The organism is Pseudomonas sp. Ma2-10, from assembly GCF_054330215.1.
The window spans coordinates 167,330-186,331 of sequence record NZ_JBTEYL010000008.1; the positions used below are offsets into that span (position 1 = coordinate 167,330).

The 19,002-nt window shown below is 60.2% G+C and carries 20 protein-coding genes; 4 read left to right on the forward strand and 16 right to left on the reverse strand.

What is annotated here, in order from left to right; translation table 11 throughout:
• Positions 1 to 14: 14 nt before the first annotated feature.
• The 13 genes from ACXPVS_RS12885 to ACXPVS_RS12945 form a co-directional block, all read right to left on the reverse strand.
• Complete coding sequence (locus tag ACXPVS_RS12885; protein WP_458510266.1) at positions 15 to 965, reverse strand: S66 peptidase family protein; 951 nt, start codon at positions 963 to 965, stop codon at positions 15 to 17.
• Positions 966 to 1,139: 174 nt separating this feature from the next.
• Positions 1,140 to 2,162, reverse strand: a complete 1,023-nt coding sequence (lipA, locus tag ACXPVS_RS12890) for a lipoyl synthase (protein WP_458510267.1) — start codon at positions 2,160 to 2,162, stop codon at positions 1,140 to 1,142.
• A 1-nt stretch (position 2,163) separates the two neighbouring features.
• The gene (lipB, locus tag ACXPVS_RS12895) at positions 2,164 to 2,811 is read right to left on the reverse strand and encodes a lipoyl(octanoyl) transferase LipB (RefSeq protein WP_458510268.1); all 648 of its coding nucleotides are present in this window, start codon (positions 2,809 to 2,811) and stop codon (positions 2,164 to 2,166) included.
• A complete protein-coding gene (locus tag ACXPVS_RS12900) occupies positions 2,811 to 3,086 on the reverse strand; it encodes a DUF493 domain-containing protein (protein ID WP_129440902.1) in 276 nt (91 codons plus the stop codon). The genes lipB and ACXPVS_RS12900 overlap by 1 nt, the downstream gene beginning before the upstream one ends.
• A gap of 80 nt (positions 3,087 to 3,166) precedes the next feature.
• Positions 3,167 to 4,324, reverse strand: a complete 1,158-nt coding sequence (locus ACXPVS_RS12905) for a D-alanyl-D-alanine carboxypeptidase family protein (RefSeq protein ID WP_458510269.1) — start codon at positions 4,322 to 4,324, stop codon at positions 3,167 to 3,169.
• A 181-nt stretch (positions 4,325 to 4,505) separates the two neighbouring features.
• Positions 4,506 to 5,516, reverse strand: a complete 1,011-nt coding sequence (locus ACXPVS_RS12910) for a septal ring lytic transglycosylase RlpA family protein (RefSeq protein ID WP_458510270.1) — start codon at positions 5,514 to 5,516, stop codon at positions 4,506 to 4,508.
• Positions 5,516 to 6,526 carry a lytic murein transglycosylase B gene (gene mltB, locus ACXPVS_RS12915; protein WP_458510271.1) on the reverse strand — a complete coding sequence of 337 codons (1,011 nt, stop codon included), beginning with the start codon at positions 6,524 to 6,526 and terminating at the stop codon, positions 5,516 to 5,518. Before mltB ends, ACXPVS_RS12910 begins: the two co-directional genes overlap by 1 nt.
• Before the next feature lie 17 nt (positions 6,527 to 6,543).
• Positions 6,544 to 7,647, reverse strand: a complete 1,104-nt coding sequence (gene rodA, locus ACXPVS_RS12920; RefSeq protein WP_458510304.1) for a rod shape-determining protein RodA — start codon at positions 7,645 to 7,647, stop codon at positions 6,544 to 6,546.
• Positions 7,648 to 7,678: 31 nt separating this feature from the next.
• A complete protein-coding gene (gene mrdA / locus ACXPVS_RS12925) occupies positions 7,679 to 9,574 on the reverse strand; it encodes a penicillin-binding protein 2 (RefSeq protein WP_458510272.1) in 1,896 nt (631 codons plus the stop codon).
• Positions 9,575 to 9,584: 10 nt separating this feature from the next.
• Complete coding sequence (gene rlmH, locus ACXPVS_RS12930; protein WP_007937439.1) at positions 9,585 to 10,052, reverse strand: 23S rRNA (pseudouridine(1915)-N(3))-methyltransferase RlmH; 468 nt, start codon at positions 10,050 to 10,052, stop codon at positions 9,585 to 9,587.
• 9 nt (positions 10,053 to 10,061) lie between these two features.
• On the reverse strand, positions 10,062 to 10,556 hold the full coding sequence (rsfS, locus tag ACXPVS_RS12935) for a ribosome silencing factor (protein WP_046055550.1): 495 nt from the start codon (positions 10,554 to 10,556) through the stop codon (positions 10,062 to 10,064).
• A 72-nt stretch (positions 10,557 to 10,628) separates the two neighbouring features.
• Positions 10,629 to 11,303: a nicotinate-nucleotide adenylyltransferase gene (gene nadD / locus ACXPVS_RS12940; protein WP_458510273.1), complete on the reverse strand. Its 675-nt coding sequence runs from the start codon at positions 11,301 to 11,303 to the stop codon at positions 10,629 to 10,631.
• Between the two features lie 16 nt (positions 11,304 to 11,319).
• A complete protein-coding gene (locus ACXPVS_RS12945) occupies positions 11,320 to 12,591 on the reverse strand; it encodes a glutamate-5-semialdehyde dehydrogenase (protein WP_458510274.1) in 1,272 nt (423 codons plus the stop codon).
• Between the two features lie 177 nt (positions 12,592 to 12,768).
• On the opposite strand from ACXPVS_RS12945, the gene ACXPVS_RS12950 reads away from it, so the two are divergent.
• Positions 12,769 to 13,464, forward strand: coding sequence for a DNA-3-methyladenine glycosylase (locus ACXPVS_RS12950; protein WP_458510275.1), 696 nt, complete (start codon positions 12,769 to 12,771; stop codon positions 13,462 to 13,464).
• Between the two features lie 44 nt (positions 13,465 to 13,508).
• Entirely contained in the window at positions 13,509 to 14,825 is a 1,317-nt protein-coding gene (locus tag ACXPVS_RS12955; RefSeq protein WP_458510276.1) for a bifunctional DedA family/phosphatase PAP2 family protein, read from the forward strand.
• On the opposite strand, the gene ACXPVS_RS12960 is transcribed toward ACXPVS_RS12955, so the two are convergent.
• From ACXPVS_RS12960 to ACXPVS_RS12970, 3 genes are read right to left on the reverse strand one after another with little or no spacing between them, the layout of a single operon-like run.
• Positions 14,826 to 15,416 carry an LON peptidase substrate-binding domain-containing protein gene (locus ACXPVS_RS12960; protein ID WP_458510277.1) on the reverse strand — a complete coding sequence of 197 codons (591 nt, stop codon included), beginning with the start codon at positions 15,414 to 15,416 and terminating at the stop codon, positions 14,826 to 14,828. It abuts the gene before it with no gap.
• A 10-nt stretch (positions 15,417 to 15,426) separates the two neighbouring features.
• Positions 15,427 to 16,143 carry an LrgB family protein gene (locus tag ACXPVS_RS12965; RefSeq protein ID WP_008152800.1) on the reverse strand — a complete coding sequence of 239 codons (717 nt, stop codon included), beginning with the start codon at positions 16,141 to 16,143 and terminating at the stop codon, positions 15,427 to 15,429.
• A complete protein-coding gene (locus ACXPVS_RS12970) occupies positions 16,140 to 16,502 on the reverse strand; it encodes a CidA/LrgA family protein (RefSeq protein ID WP_129440876.1) in 363 nt (120 codons plus the stop codon). The genes ACXPVS_RS12965 and ACXPVS_RS12970 overlap by 4 nt, the downstream gene beginning before the upstream one ends.
• A gap of 194 nt (positions 16,503 to 16,696) precedes the next feature.
• Between ACXPVS_RS12970 and ACXPVS_RS12975 the strand changes: the two genes are divergently transcribed.
• Positions 16,697 to 17,152 (forward strand): MaoC family dehydratase, encoded by a 456-nt coding sequence (locus tag ACXPVS_RS12975; protein ID WP_458510278.1) that lies wholly within the window; start codon positions 16,697 to 16,699, stop codon positions 17,150 to 17,152.
• 112 nt (positions 17,153 to 17,264) lie between these two features.
• On the forward strand, positions 17,265 to 18,983 hold the full coding sequence (locus ACXPVS_RS12980; protein ID WP_458510279.1) for a C13 family peptidase: 1,719 nt from the start codon (positions 17,265 to 17,267) through the stop codon (positions 18,981 to 18,983).
• Positions 18,984 to 19,002: the final 19 nt, after the last annotated feature.

The window sequence follows — 19,002 nt, forward strand, 5'->3', positions numbered from 1 at the left end:
TTTTTGGCCACACGCTATGACCTGACCACCACCTCCTGCTCCAGCACCAATTCCTTGTTCCCCGCATCCAGCCTCACCAACGCGCCCATCGGCAACGTCAGGTTTGGATCGCAATGCCCGCTGCGCCACCCGGCCAACACCGGTATCCGTAAAGGCGCAAAGGTCTGCTTGAGCAAACGCTCCAGAGAAACAGTATCAACCCCCGCCACATCCCCCACCAGAACCCCGCGCAGCTTGTGCAGCGTACCGGCAAGACGTAGATGGGTCAGCAGCCGGTCGATTCGATACAACGGCTCGTTGATGTCCTCCATGAACAGGATGACGTCCCCGGCATCCATCTCATACGGCGTACCCATGGTCGCTGCGATCATCGACAGATTGCCCCCCAGCAAGCGCCCGTGAGCGATACCAGGCTCAATCGTCGTCAACGGGAAGGCAACCGGGTGCGCCAGCACGCTGCCCGCCTTCACCTGTCCTCTGAGCATGTTGAAGAATGAGGGCTCAGTAGGTTTTTGCTTGTCACCCAGCAGGTCGGCATTGAGCATCGGGCCATGAAAGGTCACGAAGCCCGCATAACGGCTGATCGCCAAATGCAGCGCGGTGATGTCGCTGTAGCCGATGAACGGTTTGGCATTGTTGCGCAGCAGCTCAAAGTCGATGCGATCGAGCAACCGTGGCGTACCGTAACCCCCACGCAAGCAAATGATGGCGTCGACCTCACTGTCAGCAAACGCCGCGTGCAGATCATTGAGCCGAACATCGTCGCTGCCGGCCAAGTAATCGTCTTTCTCATGCACGCCGGGGAAAACCCGCAATGAATATCCGCGAGCGCGCATCCAGGCGATGGCCTTATCGGCGTCCAGCGCTGCGGGACCGGCGGGCGCAATAACGCCGATCAGCCCTTGCGACGGTAAAGCCGGAACGGGTGCATGAGGACAAAGGGTGTGAGTCAGTCGAACGGTCATCCATGAATCTCCCAGCGTGAATACGTCAAGCACACAGTAGTCAGGAACGGGGACAAACAGAAGAGGGTTCGTTGCCCCGCAGGTTGCAGGAAAAAGCGCTAATTGCCGTGGGCAAGGCAAAAAAACGCCCGCAAGGCGCAATGCCTTGCGGGCGTTTTCATGTCTTGCAGCCGATCAGGACGACATCAGCTCGGCTTTAACCAGTTTCGCCTGCTCATCGGCGTGATACGAGGAACGTACCAGCGGGCCGGAAGCGACGTTCTTGAAGCCCATCTTGTACCCTTCCTCGGCGAACCAGGCGAACACGTCCGGATGCACAAAGCGCTGGACCGGCAAGTGGCTGCGGGACGGTTGCAGGTACTGACCCAGGGTCAGCATGTCGATGTCATGTTCGCGCATGCGTTTCATGACTTCGATGACTTCTTCGTCAGTCTCGCCCAGCCCCAGCATCAGGCCGGACTTGGTCGGAATGTGCGGCATCATCTGCTTGAAGCGTTGCAACAGGGTCAGCGACCACTGGTAATCCGAACCCGGACGCGCGGCCTTGTACAGGCGCGGTACGGTTTCCAGGTTGTGGTTGAATACATCCGGCGGCTCGGCAGCGGTGATTTCCAGCGCCACGTCCATCCGGCCACGGTAGTCCGGAACCAGGGTTTCGAGCTGTACGTTCGGCGACAGTTTGCGGATCTCGCGGATGCAGTCGGCAAAGTGCTGAGCACCGCCATCACGCAGGTCGTCGCGGTCAACCGAGGTGATGACCACGTACTTGAGTTTCAGGTCGGCGATGGCGATGGCCAGGCTTTGCGGCTCGTTGACGTCCAGTGGCTTCGGACGACCGTGGCCAACGTCGCAAAACGGGCAGCGACGGGTGCAGATATCACCCATGATCATGAAGGTCGCGGTGCCGCCGGAGAAACATTCGCCCAGGTTCGGGCAGGACGCCTCTTCGCAGACACTGTGCAGCTTGTGTTTGCGCAGCAGGGCTTTGATGCGGTCGACTTCCGGGGAAACCGGGATACGCACGCGAATCCAGTCAGGCTTCTTCGGCAGTTCGGTGGTCGGAATGATCTTCACCGGGATACGTGCAACCTTCTCGGCGCCGCGCAGCTTCACGCCGGCTTCAACCTTGGCACGCGGGGCCGGACGCTCGGTGACATCCAGCGTCGGGATCATGGTTTGCACTGCATCAGTAGTCATATCAGTCGATTCCGCCCGTTAGGGTCGTCTGCTCAGCATAGTCGAGGTGTTTGACGAGCTGCGCGCGCAGCCGGGCACTTACCTCGGCAAATTCAATCGATCCTGCGTGATCGCTCAGCTGGGTCATCGCCAGCCCGGCGTAGCCGCAGGGATTAATCCGTCGAAACGGTTCCAGGTTCATGTCCACATTCAGGGCCAGGCCATGAAAGGAGCAACCGTGGCGGATCCGCAGACCCAGAGAAGCGATTTTCGCCCCATTGACGTAGACACCCGGTGCATCCGGCTTGGCCACGGCGGTCACGCCATAGCTGGCCAGCAACTCGATCAGGCATTGTTCCATGCGGCTGACCAGGTCACGCACGCCGAAACCCAGCTTGCGCACATCGAGCAACAGGTAGGCCACCAGTTGGCCGGGACCGTGATAGGTCACTTGACCGCCGCGATCAACCTTTACGACAGGAATATCTCCCGGGAGTAACAGGTGCTCAGCCTTGCCGGCCTGCCCCTGGGTGAACACCGGTGGGTGCTCGACCAGCCAGATCTCGTCCGCGGCATCGCTGCCACGTTCGTTGGTGAAGCGTTGCATGGCATGCCAGACCGGCTCGTAAGCCCTCTGGCCGAGCTCGCGAAAACCCAGCGTGCCAGACATCACAGCACCATGTGCACGAAACCGGTAGCCCGCAACTCGCTGTTGATGTCGTACAGCTGTTCTTGACCGGTGGCGATGATGTGCAGCTGGATGGTCGTGTACTTGCCGTTGGTGCTCTGACGCTCGGCCAGGGTTTTGTGGTCAACGGTCGCGTGTTTCTCAAGGATCGCGATGATCTTGTCCTTGAAACCCACGCCCGTATCGCCGATCACCTTGATAGGGTAATCCGCGCAGGGGAATTCGATCTTTGGCGCCTTTACTTCGTTGTCTGTCATGGCGTAACGGCCTCGTAAGCCGTGGCAACGGACACGGCCCCGAACCAGATTGGAACAGGGCCATGCAAGTCCACACTAATTCAGTTGAACAAGCCGTAGAAGAATAGACGGATGCTATCCCACATGCGGCGGAAGATACCACCCTCGTCGACCGAGTCCAGAGCGATCAGGTCAGCGCTATGCACGACTTTGTCGTCCAGCTTCACTTCGACTTTACCGATTACGTCGCCCTTGGCGATTGGCGCAATCAGTTGCGGGTTCATGGTCATGCTGGCGGCGAGCTTTTTCAGCTGGCCTTTCGGCAGGGTCATGGTCAGGTCTTCAGCCAGGCCGGCCTTGACTTGATTGGTGGTGCCTTTCCAGACAGGAGCCTGAGCCAGCTCGGCGCCTTTCTGATAGAACGTCTGGGTTTCGAAGAAGCGGAAACCGTACGTCAACAGCTTCTGGGTTTCGGAGGCGCGAGCCACTTCACTGTTGGTGCCGAACACCACAGCGATCAGGCGCATGCCATCACGTACCGCCGAAGACACCATGCAGTAGCCGGCTTCGTCGGTGTGGCCGGTTTTCAGACCGTCAACCGTCTTGTCGCGCCACAGCAGCAGGTTACGGTTAGGTTGCTTGATGCCGTTCCAGAAGAACTCTTTCTGCGAGTAGATCGCGTAGTGAGCCGGGTCTTCGTGGATGATCGCGCGAGCCAGTACCGCCATGTCGTGAGCCGACGAGTAGTGCTCCGGGTTCGGCAGACCGGTCGGGTTCATGAAGTGGCTGTTGGTCATGCCCAGATCGGCCGACGTTTTGTTCATCATGTCAGCGAAGGCGTCTTCGCTGCCGGCGATGTGTTCGGAGAGCGCAACGCTGGCGTCGTTACCCGACTGAATGATGATGCCGTGCAGCAGGTCGTTGACAGTGACTTGCGAGCCGACCTTGATGAACATCCGCGAACCGCCGGTACGCCAGGCGTTTTCGCTGACGGTCACCGGGTCCTTTTCGCCGATCTGGCCACGACGGATTTCCAGGGTCGCGATGTACGCGGTCATCAGCTTGGTCAGACTGGCCGGAGGCAGACGCTGGTCACCGTTGTTCTCTACCAGCACGTTGCCGCTGCTGGCGTCCATGAGCACGTAGGATTTTGCGGCCAGTTGCGGTGGCGACGGCATCATCTCGACCGCGAAAGCGGCAGGCGAGAGGAGCAGCGGTACTAGCAAGCACAGGCGTTTGGCAAAGGTGGTGATGTTCATCCGTCTCTCGAAATCGCTAATGGGAACTGCCCGAAGGCAAAACTAATCAGATGGCCTTCTAACGGGCCATCGCGTGTTCAGTCGTTCACTCTATAACCCTTGCCGGGCTTTTGTTCTTTAGGAGCCAACAACCAGGTCCACCCCCCAAACCGCAAGCGAACCGTCAATCTAGTACCGCGTATTACTCGGCAGTGACCAGGCTCGGCGAACCGAGATTGGCCAGCCGCACACTGTTCTGCACTTGCTGGATTTCACCCGACGAGCCGATTGGCCCCAGGCGTACCCGATGCAGCGTCTGTTGATTGCGCACGATGGAGCTGATGAACACCGGAGCGCTCACCATCCCGCTGAGCTTCGCTCTCAGGAGCTCTGCAGCGTCCGGGTTGGCGAACGCGCCCACCTGCAGATACTGGCCAGAGGCTGGTACAGAAGCGTTTTTTTTGGCATCGATCGGCACGGGCACAACGGTCGCGGCGTGTTGCTGCGACGGTGGTGTCCATTGCTCGACCGTGCCAGTGGACGCGGTCACGGTCGGTGCGGCATTTTGCGCGATTTGTGGCTCGTTGAGCATCAACGGCGCCGGACGGCCTTTTTGCGCCCACCATTCTTGCGGATCGATACCTTCGACCTTGACTCGCGCAGTACCGGCTTCGGCGTATCCGAGCTTCTTCGCGGCCGCGTAGGACAAGTCGATGATTCGGTCCGAATAGAACGGTCCGCGATCGTTGACCCGCAGGATCACGGCCTTGTTGTTGTCCAGGTTGGTCACCCGAACGTAACTGGGCAGTGGCAAAGTCTTGTGCGCGGCGCTCATGCCGTACAGGTCATAAACTTCGCCATTGGCGGTGTTCTGACCGTGGAACTTGGTGCCATACCACGACGCCGTGCCCGAAGCGACGTAGCGCTTGGACTCTTGCATCGGGAAGTAAGTCTTGCCCAGCACCGTGTACGGGTTGGCTTTATAAGGACCGGAGTGCAGAGTCGGCGTGGCATCCGGGATGCGCGATACGTCGACGTCCCACCACGGCGCGCCATCTTTGTGCGCGCGGTTGATGTCCAGGCCTGGCGCTGCGCGCACGGCCGTGGAAGGTTTTTGGGTCGGCGAACGGCTGGTCGAACAACTGGCGACCAGCACGGCCAACGCGGCGAATGCCATCAGCTTCAGGGGTTTATTCATAGGCAATGCCTGCATTACTTGACGCCCCGTGCTTGGACCAGCTGTTCAGACAGTTGATGTACGGCCATGGCGTACATCACACTGCGGTTATACCGCGTGATGGCGTAAAAATTCTTCAGGCCCATCCAGTATTCAGGCCCCTGGGCACCTTCCAGGCGGAAAGCCGTAACCGGCATATCATCGCGCAGCGCATCATGACTTGACCACCCCAGCGCCCGCAACTCCTCGACGGTTTTAATCGGTTCGATGCCCGTGGTCAAACCTTCGTCCACCTGATCGCCACGCATATCGGCGCGACTCACCACTGGTTCGCCGGCCACCCAGCCGTGACGCTTGAAATAACTGGCGACGCTGCCAATGGCATCGTCCGGATTGGTCCAGATATTAATGTGCCCGTCACCGTCAAAATCCACCGCATAGGCGCGAAAGCTGCTCGGCATGAACTGCGGCAAGCCCATTGCGCCAGCGTAAGAGCCTTTGAGCGTCAGCGGATCGACCTGCTCTTCCCGGGCCAGCATCAGGAACTCACGCAATTCCTTGCGGAAAAATTCGGCACGGGGAGGATAGTCAAAACCCAGGGTCGACAAGGCGTCGATTACCCGAAAACTGCCGGTATTACGGCCAAAAAAGGTCTCGACACCAATGATCGAAACAATCACCTGCGCCGAGACACCGTATTCCTCTTCGGCACGGGCCAGTACCGCCTCGTGCTGACGCCAGAAGTCCACACCGCGGGCGATGCGCGCGTCGGTGATGAACATCGGCCGGTATTCTTTCCACTGTTTGACCCGCTCGGCAGGTTTCGAGATCGCGTCCAGAATCGACTGCTTGCGCTCGGCTTCGCGGAACACGCCCATCAGTTGCTCACCGGCAAAACCGTAGTCGCGGGTCATTTCACCGACGAATTCGGCCACCTGCGGTGAGCCTTCGTAATCGCCGGCCAACGCTTGCTGCGCTGTGCCAAGGATGCTTACCAGGCAGACCCATGGCGCATATCGAGTTGCCCAGCCACGCATTACTTGCATTGAAATCTTCACCTTATTCAAACCTGAGCGATCCACTTACGATGGGTATGGATCGACATCAAAACCCCAAACGCTGACAGCAACGTCACCAGCGAAGTTCCTCCGTAGCTAATGAACGGCAACGGCACCCCCACAACCGGCAACAGGCCACTGACCATACCGATGTTGACGAAAACGTAAACAAAAAACGTCATGGTCAGGCTGCCCGCGAGCAATTTACCGAACAATGTCTGGGCCTGGGCGGTAATTACCAGCCCGCGACCGATCAACAGTAGATAAATCAGCAGCAGTGCGCAGATACCCACCAGGCCGAATTCTTCGCCCAAGACCGCAATAATGAAGTCGGTGTGACTTTCCGGCAGGAAGTCCAGGTGCGACTGGGTGCCGAGCAACCAGCCCTTGCCGAACACACCGCCGGAACCGATGGCGGCTTTCGATTGAATGATATTCCAGCCAGTGCCCAGAGGATCGCTCTCAGGATCGAGGAAGGTCAGGATTCGCTGCTTCTGGTAGTCGTGCATGATGAAGTACCACATGCCGACCGCCACCGGCACAGCGGCGGCAATCACGCTGAGAATCCAGCGCCAGCGCAGGCCACCCATGAACAGAACGAACGCGCCACCGGCGAGGATCAGCAGCGAAGTGCCGAGGTCGGGTTGACGCACGATCAGGATGAACGGCAACCCGATCAGGAACAGACTGACGCCCACATGCTTGAACTGCGGCGGCAAGGTGCGCTTGGACAGATACCAGGCGATGGTCGCAGGCATCAGGATCTTCATGAATTCCGAAGGCTGGAAGCGGATCACCCCGGGAATGTTGATCCAGCGTGTGGCGCCCATGGCGTTGTGACCCATGACATCCACCACCACCAGCAACAGCACGCCGAGGACATAACCGACTGGCACCCAACGGGCCATGAAACGCGGCTCGAACTGGGCGATGACGATCATCGACATCAGGCCAATGCCGAATGAGGTGGCTTGCTTGGTCAACAGGTCCCAGCTCTTGCCGCTGGCCGAATACAGCACGAACAGGCTGCCGGCGGCGAGGGTCAGCAGCAGGATCAGCAACGGACCGTCGATGTGCATGCGTTGCAACAGCGTCGCGCGGCGACGCATCACATCCTCGCTGGAGAGGATGCGATCGAAATTACTCTTCACGGGCCGTAGCCTCCGCACTGATAGGGCTGGCGTATTCGGCCTTCAACCGACCGTCCTGGTCCAGAAGCCAGGCGTCCATGATTTGACGCACCACAGGCGCTGCGACGCCGGAACCGGACTCGCCGTTCTCGACCATCACCGACACCACGATTTGCGGGTTGTCGGCCGGCGCGAAGCCAACGAACAAGGCGTGATCGCGGTGGCGTTCCTGAATCTTGGAGCGGTCGTACCTCTCGCCCTGTTTGATCGCGACGACCTGGGCCGTACCACTTTTGCCCGCGATGCGGTATTGCGCACCGATCGCCGCTTTACGTGCCGTACCGCGGGCGCCGTGCATCACCTGCTGCATCCCATGGTTGACCTTGGTCCAGTCGGACGGGTCACGCAGAATGATGTCCGGCATCGGATTTTCATCCTTCGGCCGCTCGCCTTCGACGGTCCTGGCCAGGTGCGGACGTTTCCAGACACCCTTGTTCGCGACCAGCGCCGTGGCCTGGGCCAGTTGCAATGGCGTTGCTTGCATGTAGCCCTGACCAATCCCCAGAATCAGCGTTTCACCGGGAAACCAGGCCTGACGCCGGGTTGCACGCTTCCATTCACGGGTCGGCATCAGTCCCGACGACTCTTCGAACATGTCCAGCGAAACCTTCTGGCCGATGCCGAACTTGCTCATGTACGCCGACAAGCGATCGATTCCCAGTTTGTGGGCCAGGTCGTAGAAGTAGGTGTCGTTGGACCGCATGATCGCCGTATCCAGATCGACGTAGCCGTCACCGGAACGGTTCCAGTTACGGTACTTGTGATCGTAGTTGGGCAACTGGTAATAACCGGGGTCATACACCCGACTCGACGCGGTCACAACGCCAGCATCCAGGCCCGCAATTGCCACTGCCGGCTTGATGGTCGAGCCCGGCGGGTACAGGCCGCGCAGCACGCGGTTGAACAGTGGCCGGTCAATGGAATCGCGCAGCTCGGCGTAGGCTTTGAAACTGATGCCGGTAACGAACAGGTTCGGGTCAAAACTCGGCTGACTGACCATCGCCAGGACTTCGCCGGTTTTCGGGTCCAGTGCCACTATCGCACCACGACGACCGCCGAGTGCCGCTTCGGCCGCTTCCTGCAATTTGATGTCCAGGCTCAGGACGATGTCCTTGCCGGGAATCGGATCGGTACGCTTGAGCACGCGCAACACGCGGCCTCGAGCGTTGGTCTCGACTTCTTCGTAACCCACCTGACCGTGCAGTTCGGGCTCGTAGAAACGCTCGATACCGGTTTTGCCGATGTGGTGGGTGCCGCTGTAATTGACCGGATCGAGTGATTTCAGCTCTTTCTCGTTGATCCGCCCCATGTAACCCACCGAGTGCGCAAAGTGCGCGCCCTGCGGATAGTGACGCACCAGCTGCGCGACCACTTCAACACCCGGCAGACGGAACTGATTCACCGCGATGCGGGCGATCTGTTCTTCGCTCAGCTCGAACAGGATCGGCACCGGCTCGAATGGCCGGCGCCCCTGACGCATGCGTTTCTCGAAGATCGCCCGGTCCTCGGGCGTCAGCCCCAGCACTTCGACAATCACGTCGAGTACTTGCTGCCAGTCGCCTGAGCGCTCGCGGGTCATGCTCAGGCTGAAGCTGGGCCGGTTATCCGCCACCACCACGCCATTGCGGTCGAAGATCAGCCCGCGCGTTGGCGGAATCGGTTGCACATGGACACGGTTGTTTTCCGACAGCGTCGAGTGGTACTCGTACTGAACCACCTGGAGGAAATACAGCCGCGCGATCAGCACACAGAACAGCGACACCACCGCAATGGCCCCGAACATGACGCGGCCACGCACCAGACGGGCGTCTTTTTCGTGGTCCTTGATGCGGATCGGCTGGGGCATGAGGGCAGAACTACTTGTGGTAAGGGTGGCCGGACAGAACTGTCCAGGCACGATACAGCTGTTCGCCGATCAGAATTCGCACCAGCGGGTGCGGCAACGTCAATGGCGAGAGCGACCAGCGCTGATCGGCCCGGGCACAGACTTCCGGCGCCAGCCCTTCGGGGCCGCCGACCATGAAATTCACCGTGCGCGAGTCCAGCCGCCAGCGATCGAGCTCGACCGCCAACTGCTCGGTACTCCAGGGCTTGCCATGGACTTCGAGGGTCACAACGCGCTCGTTCGGCCCGACCTTGGCCAGCATGGCTTCGCCCTCCTGACGGATGAAGCGCGCCACGTCGGCGTTCTTGCCACGGGTGTTGAGCGGTATTTCCACCAGTTCCAGCGCCAGCTCGGACGGAAGACGCTTGGCATATTCATGCCAGCCTTCTTCCACCCACTTGGGCATGCGTGAACCGACAGCGATCAGTCGCAGTCGCACAGCGGTCCCTTATTGCTGGTCTTTGTTGAGTTTGACGAAATGCTCGTGGGTGTTTTCCGGGCTGTGGTGAGCCGCGTTCAGAGCACGGCTCTGTTCTGCACCGGACCACAGACGCTCCAGGTCGTAAAACTGACGAGCCGAAGCGGTCATCATGTGCACGATGACATCATCCATATCCAGCAGGACCCAGTCGCTGTCGCCCTTGCCTTCTTCACCCAGCGGCTTGACGCCCAGGGCTTTGACCGCCTCGCGGACCTTATCCAGCATCGCGCCGATCTGGCGGTTGGAGGTACCGGTAGCGATGATCATGAAGTCAGTGATGCTCTGCTTTTCACGAACGTCGATCACCTGAATGTCCTGGCCCTTGACGTCTTCCAGGGCCGCCACGGCAACCTTGACCAGCTCTTCGCCGCGCAGCTCAGGGCCGGTTGGAACCTCTACTGGCAGCGGGGCGCTCTTGAACGTGCCTTTGCGCTTTACTTTAGTTACGTCTTTGTCAGTCATATAAAACTCGTTTTGCTCGTATGTTCGGGCGCTTCGGTACACGCGTTCACGTGTGTTGAAGCGCTCCCTTTTTCAGTTCGACGCACGGTAGAGTCCGTGCGCATCGATGTAGGCCAGGACCGCGTCGGGCACCAGGAAACGTACCGACTTACCGCTGGCCAGCAGTTGACGGATCTGGGTGGCGGATACCGCGAGCGGCGTCTGCCAGACGAATGCAATCTGTCCGCTCGGCCCTTTGAGGGCCAGCGGGTCGCTCACCGAGCGCGCCGCCAACAGATTGCGCAAGGCATCTGGCGGTTCGCTGTCGGCATCCGGGCGTTGCAGCACCAGGATGTGGCAATGCTGGAGCAACTCTTCCCAGCGGTGCCAAGTAGGCAGGCCGCAAAATGCGTCCCAGCCCAAAAGTAGAAAAACCTGATCTTCAGCGGCCAGTTCGGCACGCATCAGTTCCAGGGTATCGATAGTGTAGGACGGTTTGTCCCGTTGTAACTCGCGGGCGTCCACCACCAGCGGCGCCACACCGGCCGCCGCGCACTCGACCATCGCCAGGCGGTCTTTGGCCGACACCTGCGGCGTACCGCGATGAGGCGGTCTGGCACTGGGTGTCAGACGCAGCTCATCGAGCGCCAGCGATTCAGCGACTTCCAGCGCACTGCGCAAATGGCCGATGTGCACCGGGTCGAAGGTCCCACCCAGCATGCCAATGCGTCGAGGCGCAGGCTCGCTGGCGGTGACCGGGGCTGACATGTCGAGGTCGCCCAAGTCAGTCCGACGCCTGGCCGCGCAATTGACCATCACCGACTACGATGTACTTCTCGCAGGTCAGACCTTCGAGACCCACCGGGCCGCGGGCGTGCAGCTTATCAGTAGAAATGCCAATCTCGGCACCCAATCCGTATTCGAAGCCATCGGCGAAGCACGTTGGGGTGTTGATCATTACCGACGACGAATCGACCTGCGCGACAAAACACCGGGTGTCGGCAAGGTTTTCGCTGACAATCGAATCGGTGTGATGGGAGCCGTACTGATTAATATGTTCGATGGCCTGGTCGAGCCCGTCGACCACACGGATCGAGAGAATCGGCGCCAGGTATTCGGTGTTCCAGTCATCGTCGGTGGCCACCGAAGCATCGATGATTGCCCGGGTACGCTCGCAGCCGCGCAGTTCGACGCCTTTTTCACGGAACTGCGCAGCCATCGATGGCAGGAAATCCTTGGCGACCGACTGGTCCACCAGCAGGGTTTCCATGGCCCCGCAAATACCATAGCGGTAGGTCTTGGCATTGAACGCAATGCGCTGGGCTTTCGGCAGGTCGGCGTGGGCACTGACGTAAACGTGACAGATGCCGTCCAGGTGCTTGATCACCGGCACGCGGGCATCGCGACTGACCCGTTCGATCAGGCCACGGCCACCACGGGGCACGATAACGTCGACGTATTGAGGCATGGTGATCAACGCACCCACCGCGGCACGGTCCGTGGTTTCGACCACTTGCACCACGGCGGCAGGTAAATCGGCTTCGGCCAGACCGCGCTGGATACAGGCGGCAATGGCACGATTGGAATGAATCGCCTCGGAGCCGCCACGCAGGATGGTCGCGTTGCCGGACTTCAGACACAGGCTGGCGGCATCGATGGTCACGTTCGGCCGGGATTCGTAAATGATCCCGATCACGCCCAACGGCACGCGCATCTTGCCGACCTGAATGCCCGACGGACGAAAGCTCATGTCGCGGATCGCGCCGACCGGGTCTGGCAGAGCCGCGACCTGACGCAAACCGACGATCATGCCGTCGATGCGTTCCGGGGTCAGCGCCAGACGCTCAAGCAATGCGGGCTCAAGACCATGGGCGCGGCCAGCGGCCAAATCCAGCTCATTGGCAGCCGTCAGCTCAGCGCGTGCGGCGTCCAACGCATTGGCAGCAGCCTGCAAGGCGCGGTTTTTCTGCGCGGTGCTGGCACGGCCAATGACGCGAGAAGCCTCGCGGGCAGCGCGACCCAGGCGGGTCATGTAGTCAAGAACGGACTCAGTCATGGTCTGGCGTGGACTTGGTAAAGAGGAAAGCGGCAGATTATAGCTGTCGCGTCACTCGACTAACAGCGGTGACGGGCGGATGGTCGAAATGGAGGGCAATTTGCCGATGTTCAGCCGTGATTAAGCTGCAAATTGTTATCATCACGACTCAATCAGCCCTGATAAACGCCGTTCATCATGACCAACCTGACTGTTCGCGCGTCCGCGACGAGCCTGCCCAAGGGGCTCGCGGATCAATTTTTCGACAGAGATGCCCAAACGCTGGCCCGGGAACTACTCGGCAAAGTCATCCGTCACCGGGTCGACGGCCTCTGGCTCAGCGCCCGGATTATCGAGACCGAAGCCTATTACTTCGAAGAAAAAGGCAGCCACGCCTCCCTCGGCTACACAGAAAAACGTAAAGCTCTGTTTCTGGACGGCGGCCACATCTATATGTATTACGCCCGGGGTGGCGATTCCCTGAACTTCAGCGCCCAGGGCCCGGGCAATGCAGTGCTGATCAAGTCCGCCTATCCGTGGGTCGATGACTTGAGCGGACCGGCGAGCCTGGCGCAGATGCTGCGGAACAATCCCGACGCCCAAGGTCGCCCCCGCCCTTCGCAAAAGCTTTGCGCCGGACAGACTTTGCTTTGCAAGGCGCTGGGCCTGAAGGTGCCGGTCTGGGATGCCAAGCGCTTCGACCACGAAGTGCTGCGGGTCGAAGATGTCGGCGCGGCGCCTGTTCACATCATACAAACCACGCGACTGGGCATACCCCACGGCCGCGATGAGCATTTGATGTACCGCTTCGTCGATGCGGCTTACGCACCGTATTGCACGCGCAACCCGCTGCGACGGGGGCAGATCGAAGGGCGCGATTATTTTTTGCTGTGAGCACAACTCCTGCGGGGGTCAATTAATAAGAGGGAGTTGTTTTTATGGGCCCATGGCTCGATAGCGTGACCGGTTGGTTGACGGTCAACCCGCAATGGCTGGCCGCGGCGGTGTTCATTGTGGCCTGTGTGGAATGCCTGGCGATTGTCGGGCTGATCGTGCCCGGTACGGTGTTGCTGTTTGCCGTGGCGGTACTGGCCGGTAGCGGCGCGCTGTCGCTGGGGGAAACGCTGTTACTGGGGTTCCTCGGTGGCATGCTGGGCGACATTATTTCGTACTTCGTCGGACGACATTTCCATCAGAACATCCGGCGTCTGCCAGGGTTGCGCCATCATCCGGAGTGGATCGCCGGGGCCGAGGCGTATTTCCAGCGTTACGGTATCGCCAGCCTGTTGGTCGGGCGCTTCATCGGCCCGCTGCGGCCGATGTTGCCGATGGTCGCGGGGATGTTCGATATGCCCTTCCCGCGCTTCGCCGCCGTCAGCCTACTGGCCGCCGCCGGCTGGAGCGTCGCGTATCTGCTGCCCGGCTGGGCCACCGGTGCGGCGATTCGCCTGCCGTTACCGGAGGGTTTCTGGCCTGAGGCGGGCATCGTCGCCGGTAGCATCGCCCTCATGGTGGGCCTGAGCATCACCAGCAGCATGCGCCGTCATCGCAAAGCGACGATGCTGATTACTGGAATGAGCGTCCTGATCTTGGCCGGTCTGTTTATCGGTTATCCGCACCTGAGCGCCCTCGATCAGGGCGTGATGACCCTGGTGCAGGAGCACCGCAGCCCGCTGCTCGATGAAGTGGCGGTGACGTTCACGCTGATCGGCGAGTTTCGCAACATGCTGTTGTTCAGCGCCCTGCTGACGGGGTTGCTGTTGCTCACTCGGCAATGGCGCCAGGCGATTTTCGCCGGTAGCACCCTGCTAGGCACCGCACTGGGCAACACCGCGACCAAACACTTTTTCGCCCGTGTACGCCCGGAAGTGTTGAGCGATCCTCTGACCAGCTACAGCATGCCCAGCGGCCACGCCTCGGGCGCTTTTGCGCTATTTCTGACGCTGGCCGTGCTGGCCGGCCGCGGACAACCACCGCGCATGCGCCTGACCTGGCTGTTGTTGGGTTGCTTGCCGGCACTGGCGATTGCCCTGTCGCGGGTGTACCTGGGCGCGCACTGGCCAACGGATGTACTGGCCGGCGCGATGCTGGCAGCGTGCGTGTGTGCGGCGAGCTTGTGGTTGAGTCAGCGCCCGGCACCGCTCAACGCCATGCCACCGAGGACCTGGTGGCTGATATTGCCGGCGATGGCAGCACTGTTCGGGCTCTTTGCATTGCGGCACTTACCGTATGCGATGTTGCGGTATGCCTACTGATCAGGCAAACAACTCACCCTGCAGCTCATCTAGCAGCGCCTGAATCGCATCCAGTCGCTGCTGCGGATCATCGAGCTGCAGCAGGTCGATCTTGTCCACTTCGGCAAACGGCAACAGATACGCCAACTGATTGGCCAACGACTGCTGCCCGGTTGCTTCGGTGCCCATGTTCAATGCTTCGACCATCGGGTGTTCGGCCAAGGCTTTGAGCAGTGCAACCAGCTCGGCGTCCTCGTCCTGCAGTGGTTGCTCAGGCTCGTCCTCCAGCCACTCGACCTCGGCGACGGTCAGTTGATCGCGCTGAACCTCGGTGCGCAACACCTGGAAACGCCGCCCGCCCAGCACCCGAATGCCCAGCAAGCCATTGTCCTGCTGTTTGAAATCAGTGATCAGCGCCTCGCATCCGACCAGCGCGTAGCCCGCCGGGGCGATGCCGACCTCTTTGCCGTCGAGGATGCACACCACGCCGAAGCCGCCGCCCTGTTTCATGCAGCGACTGATCATGTCCAGGTAGCGCGCCTCGAATATCTGCAAATCGAGGATGCAGCCAGGAAACAACACCGTATTCAGCGGAAAAAGCGGCAAGTTCATAGACATTTCCTTACACCACCATCGACACCGCCAACGGCAGGAAAACTGCCGTGGCCACGCCCATCAGACTCATCGCCAGCGCCGCGAAGGCGCCGCACTCTTCATTTTCCTGCATCGCCACCGCCGTGCCGACCGCATGGGCGGTCATGCCCAGCGCCATACCGCGCGCCTCAGGGCTGTGCACGCCCAGTCGGGTCAAAAGACTCGGCCCGAAGATCGCCCCGATCACCCCGGTAATCAACACGAACACTGCCGCCAGCGCCGCGACGCCACCGATCTGCTCTGCCACCAGCATGGCAATCGGCGACGTCACCGACTTCGGCGCCATGGTCATCAGGATCATGTGTTCGGCACCAAACGACCAGCCCAGCAATACGCCCATGCCGGTGGCGACGACACCACCTATCACCAGCGTAGTAAATATCGGCCAGAACAACTGCCGAATGCGTCGCAGATTGAGGTACAGCGGCACAGCCAGTGCAACGGTCGCCGGCCCCAGCAGGATGCTGAGGATCTCGGTGCTCTTGCGGTATTCGGCATAGGTCAGGCCGCAACCCACCAATACGCCAATCACCAGCAGCATCGAGACCAGTACCGGTTGCAGAAAGATCCAGCGGGTTTTCTCGAACGCCGCCAGCACCAGTTGATAAGCCCCCAGCGTAATACCGATACCGAACAACGGATGATGAATCACCGACGCCCAGGCGCCGTGCCAGTCGAAGATCATTGGCCGTCCTCACGATGAGCGTGACGCTTGACCATGCGCTGCATCAGTACGCCAGCGAAGGCCAGGGACAGCAGCAGTGACAACACCAGCGCGCCGACGATGGCCCAGAAATCCGCGGCAATGTCTTTGGCGTAGACCATCACGCCCACCGCGGGCGGTACCAGAAGCAAGGGCAGATAACGCAGCAGACTGCTGGCCGCGAGGTTCAGCGGCTCGCCGACCTGGCCACGACTGATCAGGAACACCAGCAGCAACAGCAGGCCGACAATCGGCCCCGGCAGCACCGGTAAAAACAAGTGGTTGATGGCTGTGCCCAGCAATTGGAACAGCACCAGCCAGGTCAGGCCACGTAACAACATTCGTCAACTCCCGCCAATATCATCCCGCACAAGCGGGCCGAGCATTATAAGCACGCCAACGCCATAGACAGGCATTCGCCAAAATCATGGTCAGTTGACCGGAGCCATTTGCCATGTTGATCTAAAGTGGTACTCCGGGAGGTCAAATCCCCCCCCAAAAAACTATAAAACCGATGAACCCAAGGAGAGTCTCAATGCCCCATGTTCCAGTTGCAGAGCTCAAAGATTATGTCGGTAAGGAACTCGGACGTTCCGAATGGCTCACCATTGATCAGGAGCGCATCAACCTGTTCGCCGAAGCCACAGGGGACTATCAGTTCATCCACGTCGACCCGGTCAAAGCCGCGCAAACGCCATTTGGCAGCACCATTGCACACGGTTTCCTGTCGCTGTCGTTGATCCCCAAACTGATGGAAGACATCCTGATCCTCCCTGAAGGGGCGAAGATGGTGGTCAACTACGGCTTGGACACCGTGCGCTTCATCCAGCCAGTAAAGGTCAATTCCAGGGTGCGACTCAAGGTCGACATGAACGAAGTCATCGAGAAAAAGCCCGGCCAATGGCTGCTCAAAGCCACTGCCACGCTTGAGATCGAAGGCTCGGACAAACCGGCCTACATCGCCGAGCCACTGTCTCTGTGCTTCGTGTAACTCATCCCGGACGCGAAACAGCTCACGCTGTTTCGCACCCTCTCCTGTTTCCTCGCTATATAAGGTCAAACAGCTGCGGCATACTCGGTCGCCTAATTGCCCGGATCCCGCTATGCGCCCACTTGCACTCCTCGCTCTGACCCTGTTGCTCACCGCTTGCGGCGACGGCGAATCGCTGTTGCCCCCCGACGCCCGGTTGCCGGACGGCGGACGCTATCGCGGTGAACTGGTCAACGGATTGCTGCAAGGCCAGGGCCGTATCGATTACCCGAATGGCAGCTGGTACGCCGGCGATTTCGACCAGGGTCAATGGCATGGCCAGGGGGAATGGCACGGCAGCAACGGCGAAGTCTATCGCGGGGGATTCAATCTAGGGCTGTTCGACGGCAAAGGCACACTGACCACTCGCGGCAGCAGTTTCACCGGCGGTTTCAAAGTCGGTCGACGGGACGGCGAAGGCACCCTCAAAGAAAACGGCATGACCTACCGCGGTGAATTCAAAGCCGATCAATATTCAGGGCTCGGTCGTCTCGAACTCGAAGACGGCAGTTCGTATCAGGGCCAGTTCGCCCACGGCCAACCCAACGGCGAAGGCCAACGGGGCGACGCCAGCGGCAATCAGTTCACCGGGCATTTCGTCGATGGCCAGCTCGAAGGCAACGGGACGTTCAACAGCGCCGATGGCGATATCTATGTCGGCGGTTTCAAGAACAACCAACTGCACGGCAAGGGCCGCTACGAGAACACCGACGGTGATGTCTGGCTCGGTCTGTTCAAGGACGGGTCGCTGAACGGCAAGGGCGAGTTGATCGGCGCCGACGGCAGTCATTACATCGGCCAGTTCAGTGACTGGCGCTTCACCGGCCAAGGTCGATTGAACCTGTCGGACGGCAGCTTTTACATCGGCCAGTTCGACGGTGACAGTTACTCGGGGCGCGGCACCCTAGTGCTGACTGACGGCACGGTGCAAAACGGTACGTGGATGAATGGCCAGCGTGTTCGCGATGCCAATGGCAAGCTCCTGCCCGATAGCCTGGAGCTCGGTTTACTGGCCCAGGGCCGCTTGCTCGACGATGCACTGTCCAACGTGCCGGCTTCGACCCCGGAGGTCGAGTTGTACACCCTGACACTCGGCGGTGACGGCAAGCAAAGTGTGTTCCTGCGCGAATCCGATTACGTCAGCAACATGCTCAGCAGCCGCTTTGGTGCGTTTGGCCAGATCCGCTTGGTGAACCATCGCGACCATCTCGTCGACCGGCCGATGGCCACCCGGGAAAGCCTGCGCCGCGCCGCCGCCGCCCTGGCCGAACGCAGTGGCCCGGAAGACTTGATCTTCATCTACCTGACCAGTCACGGCACCCGCGAACACGAACTGGTGCTCGACCAGCCGCGCATGGAACTGTCCGACCTGCCGGCCGACGAACTCGCCGCGGCTCTCTCACCGCTGAAAAACCGCGACAAGATCATCGTGATTTCGTCCTGCTACTCCGGTGGCTTCATTCCGGCGCTCAAGGATGAACGCACCCTGATCATGACCGCCTCGCGCGCTGACCGCGTGTCCTTCGGCTGCTCGGAAGAAGCCAACTTCACCTACTTCGGCGATGCGCTATTCGCCCAGGCACTGAACCAGACCGACGATCTGGAGCAAGCCTTCAAATTGGCCAATGCCACCGTCGCCGAACGTGAACTGGCGGACAGCTTCGAAGCCTCTGAACCACAGATCTGGGCGCCGAAAACCGTCCTCTCTCACTGGCAACTATTACGCAAGCAGCAGGCACGAAAAGCGCTTCAAAGTGTCTCCAACAGCAGCAAGGATACAAAGAGCAACTAAGCTGATTAGTACCAAGGGG

Bases quoted from the DNA above. Each gene is read 5' to 3' on its own strand.
- ACXPVS_RS12885 (WP_458510266.1), bottom strand. From the start codon at position 965: ATGACCGTTCGACTGACTCACACCCTTTGTCCTCATGCACCCGTTCCG.
- lipA (WP_458510267.1), bottom strand. From the start codon at position 2,162: ATGACTACTGATGCAGTGCAAACCATGATCCCGACGCTGGATGTCACC.
- lipB (WP_458510268.1), bottom strand. From the start codon at position 2,811: ATGTCTGGCACGCTGGGTTTTCGCGAGCTCGGCCAGAGGGCTTACGAG.
- ACXPVS_RS12900 (WP_129440902.1), bottom strand. From the start codon at position 3,086: ATGACAGACAACGAAGTAAAGGCGCCAAAGATCGAATTCCCCTGCGCG.
- ACXPVS_RS12905 (WP_458510269.1), bottom strand. From the start codon at position 4,324: ATGAACATCACCACCTTTGCCAAACGCCTGTGCTTGCTAGTACCGCTG.
- ACXPVS_RS12910 (WP_458510270.1), bottom strand. From the start codon at position 5,516: ATGCAGGCATTGCCTATGAATAAACCCCTGAAGCTGATGGCATTCGCC.
- mltB (WP_458510271.1), bottom strand. From the start codon at position 6,526: ATGCAAGTAATGCGTGGCTGGGCAACTCGATATGCGCCATGGGTCTGC.
- rodA (WP_458510304.1), bottom strand. From the start codon at position 7,647: ATGCGTCGCCGCGCGACGCTGTTGCAACGCATGCACATCGACGGTCCG.
- mrdA (WP_458510272.1), bottom strand. From the start codon at position 9,574: ATGCCCCAGCCGATCCGCATCAAGGACCACGAAAAAGACGCCCGTCTG.
- rsfS (WP_046055550.1), bottom strand. From the start codon at position 10,556: ATGACTGACAAAGACGTAACTAAAGTAAAGCGCAAAGGCACGTTCAAG.
- nadD (WP_458510273.1), bottom strand. From the start codon at position 11,303: ATGTCAGCCCCGGTCACCGCCAGCGAGCCTGCGCCTCGACGCATTGGC.
- ACXPVS_RS12945 (WP_458510274.1), bottom strand. From the start codon at position 12,591: ATGACTGAGTCCGTTCTTGACTACATGACCCGCCTGGGTCGCGCTGCC.
- ACXPVS_RS12950 (WP_458510275.1), top strand. From the start codon at position 12,769: ATGACCAACCTGACTGTTCGCGCGTCCGCGACGAGCCTGCCCAAGGGG.
- ACXPVS_RS12955 (WP_458510276.1), top strand. From the start codon at position 13,509: ATGGGCCCATGGCTCGATAGCGTGACCGGTTGGTTGACGGTCAACCCG.
- ACXPVS_RS12960 (WP_458510277.1), bottom strand. From the start codon at position 15,416: ATGAACTTGCCGCTTTTTCCGCTGAATACGGTGTTGTTTCCTGGCTGC.
- ACXPVS_RS12965 (WP_008152800.1), bottom strand. From the start codon at position 16,143: ATGATCTTCGACTGGCACGGCGCCTGGGCGTCGGTGATTCATCATCCG.
- ACXPVS_RS12970 (WP_129440876.1), bottom strand. From the start codon at position 16,502: ATGTTGTTACGTGGCCTGACCTGGCTGGTGCTGTTCCAATTGCTGGGC.
- ACXPVS_RS12975 (WP_458510278.1), top strand. From the start codon at position 16,697: ATGCCCCATGTTCCAGTTGCAGAGCTCAAAGATTATGTCGGTAAGGAA.
- ACXPVS_RS12980 (WP_458510279.1), top strand. From the start codon at position 17,265: ATGCGCCCACTTGCACTCCTCGCTCTGACCCTGTTGCTCACCGCTTGC.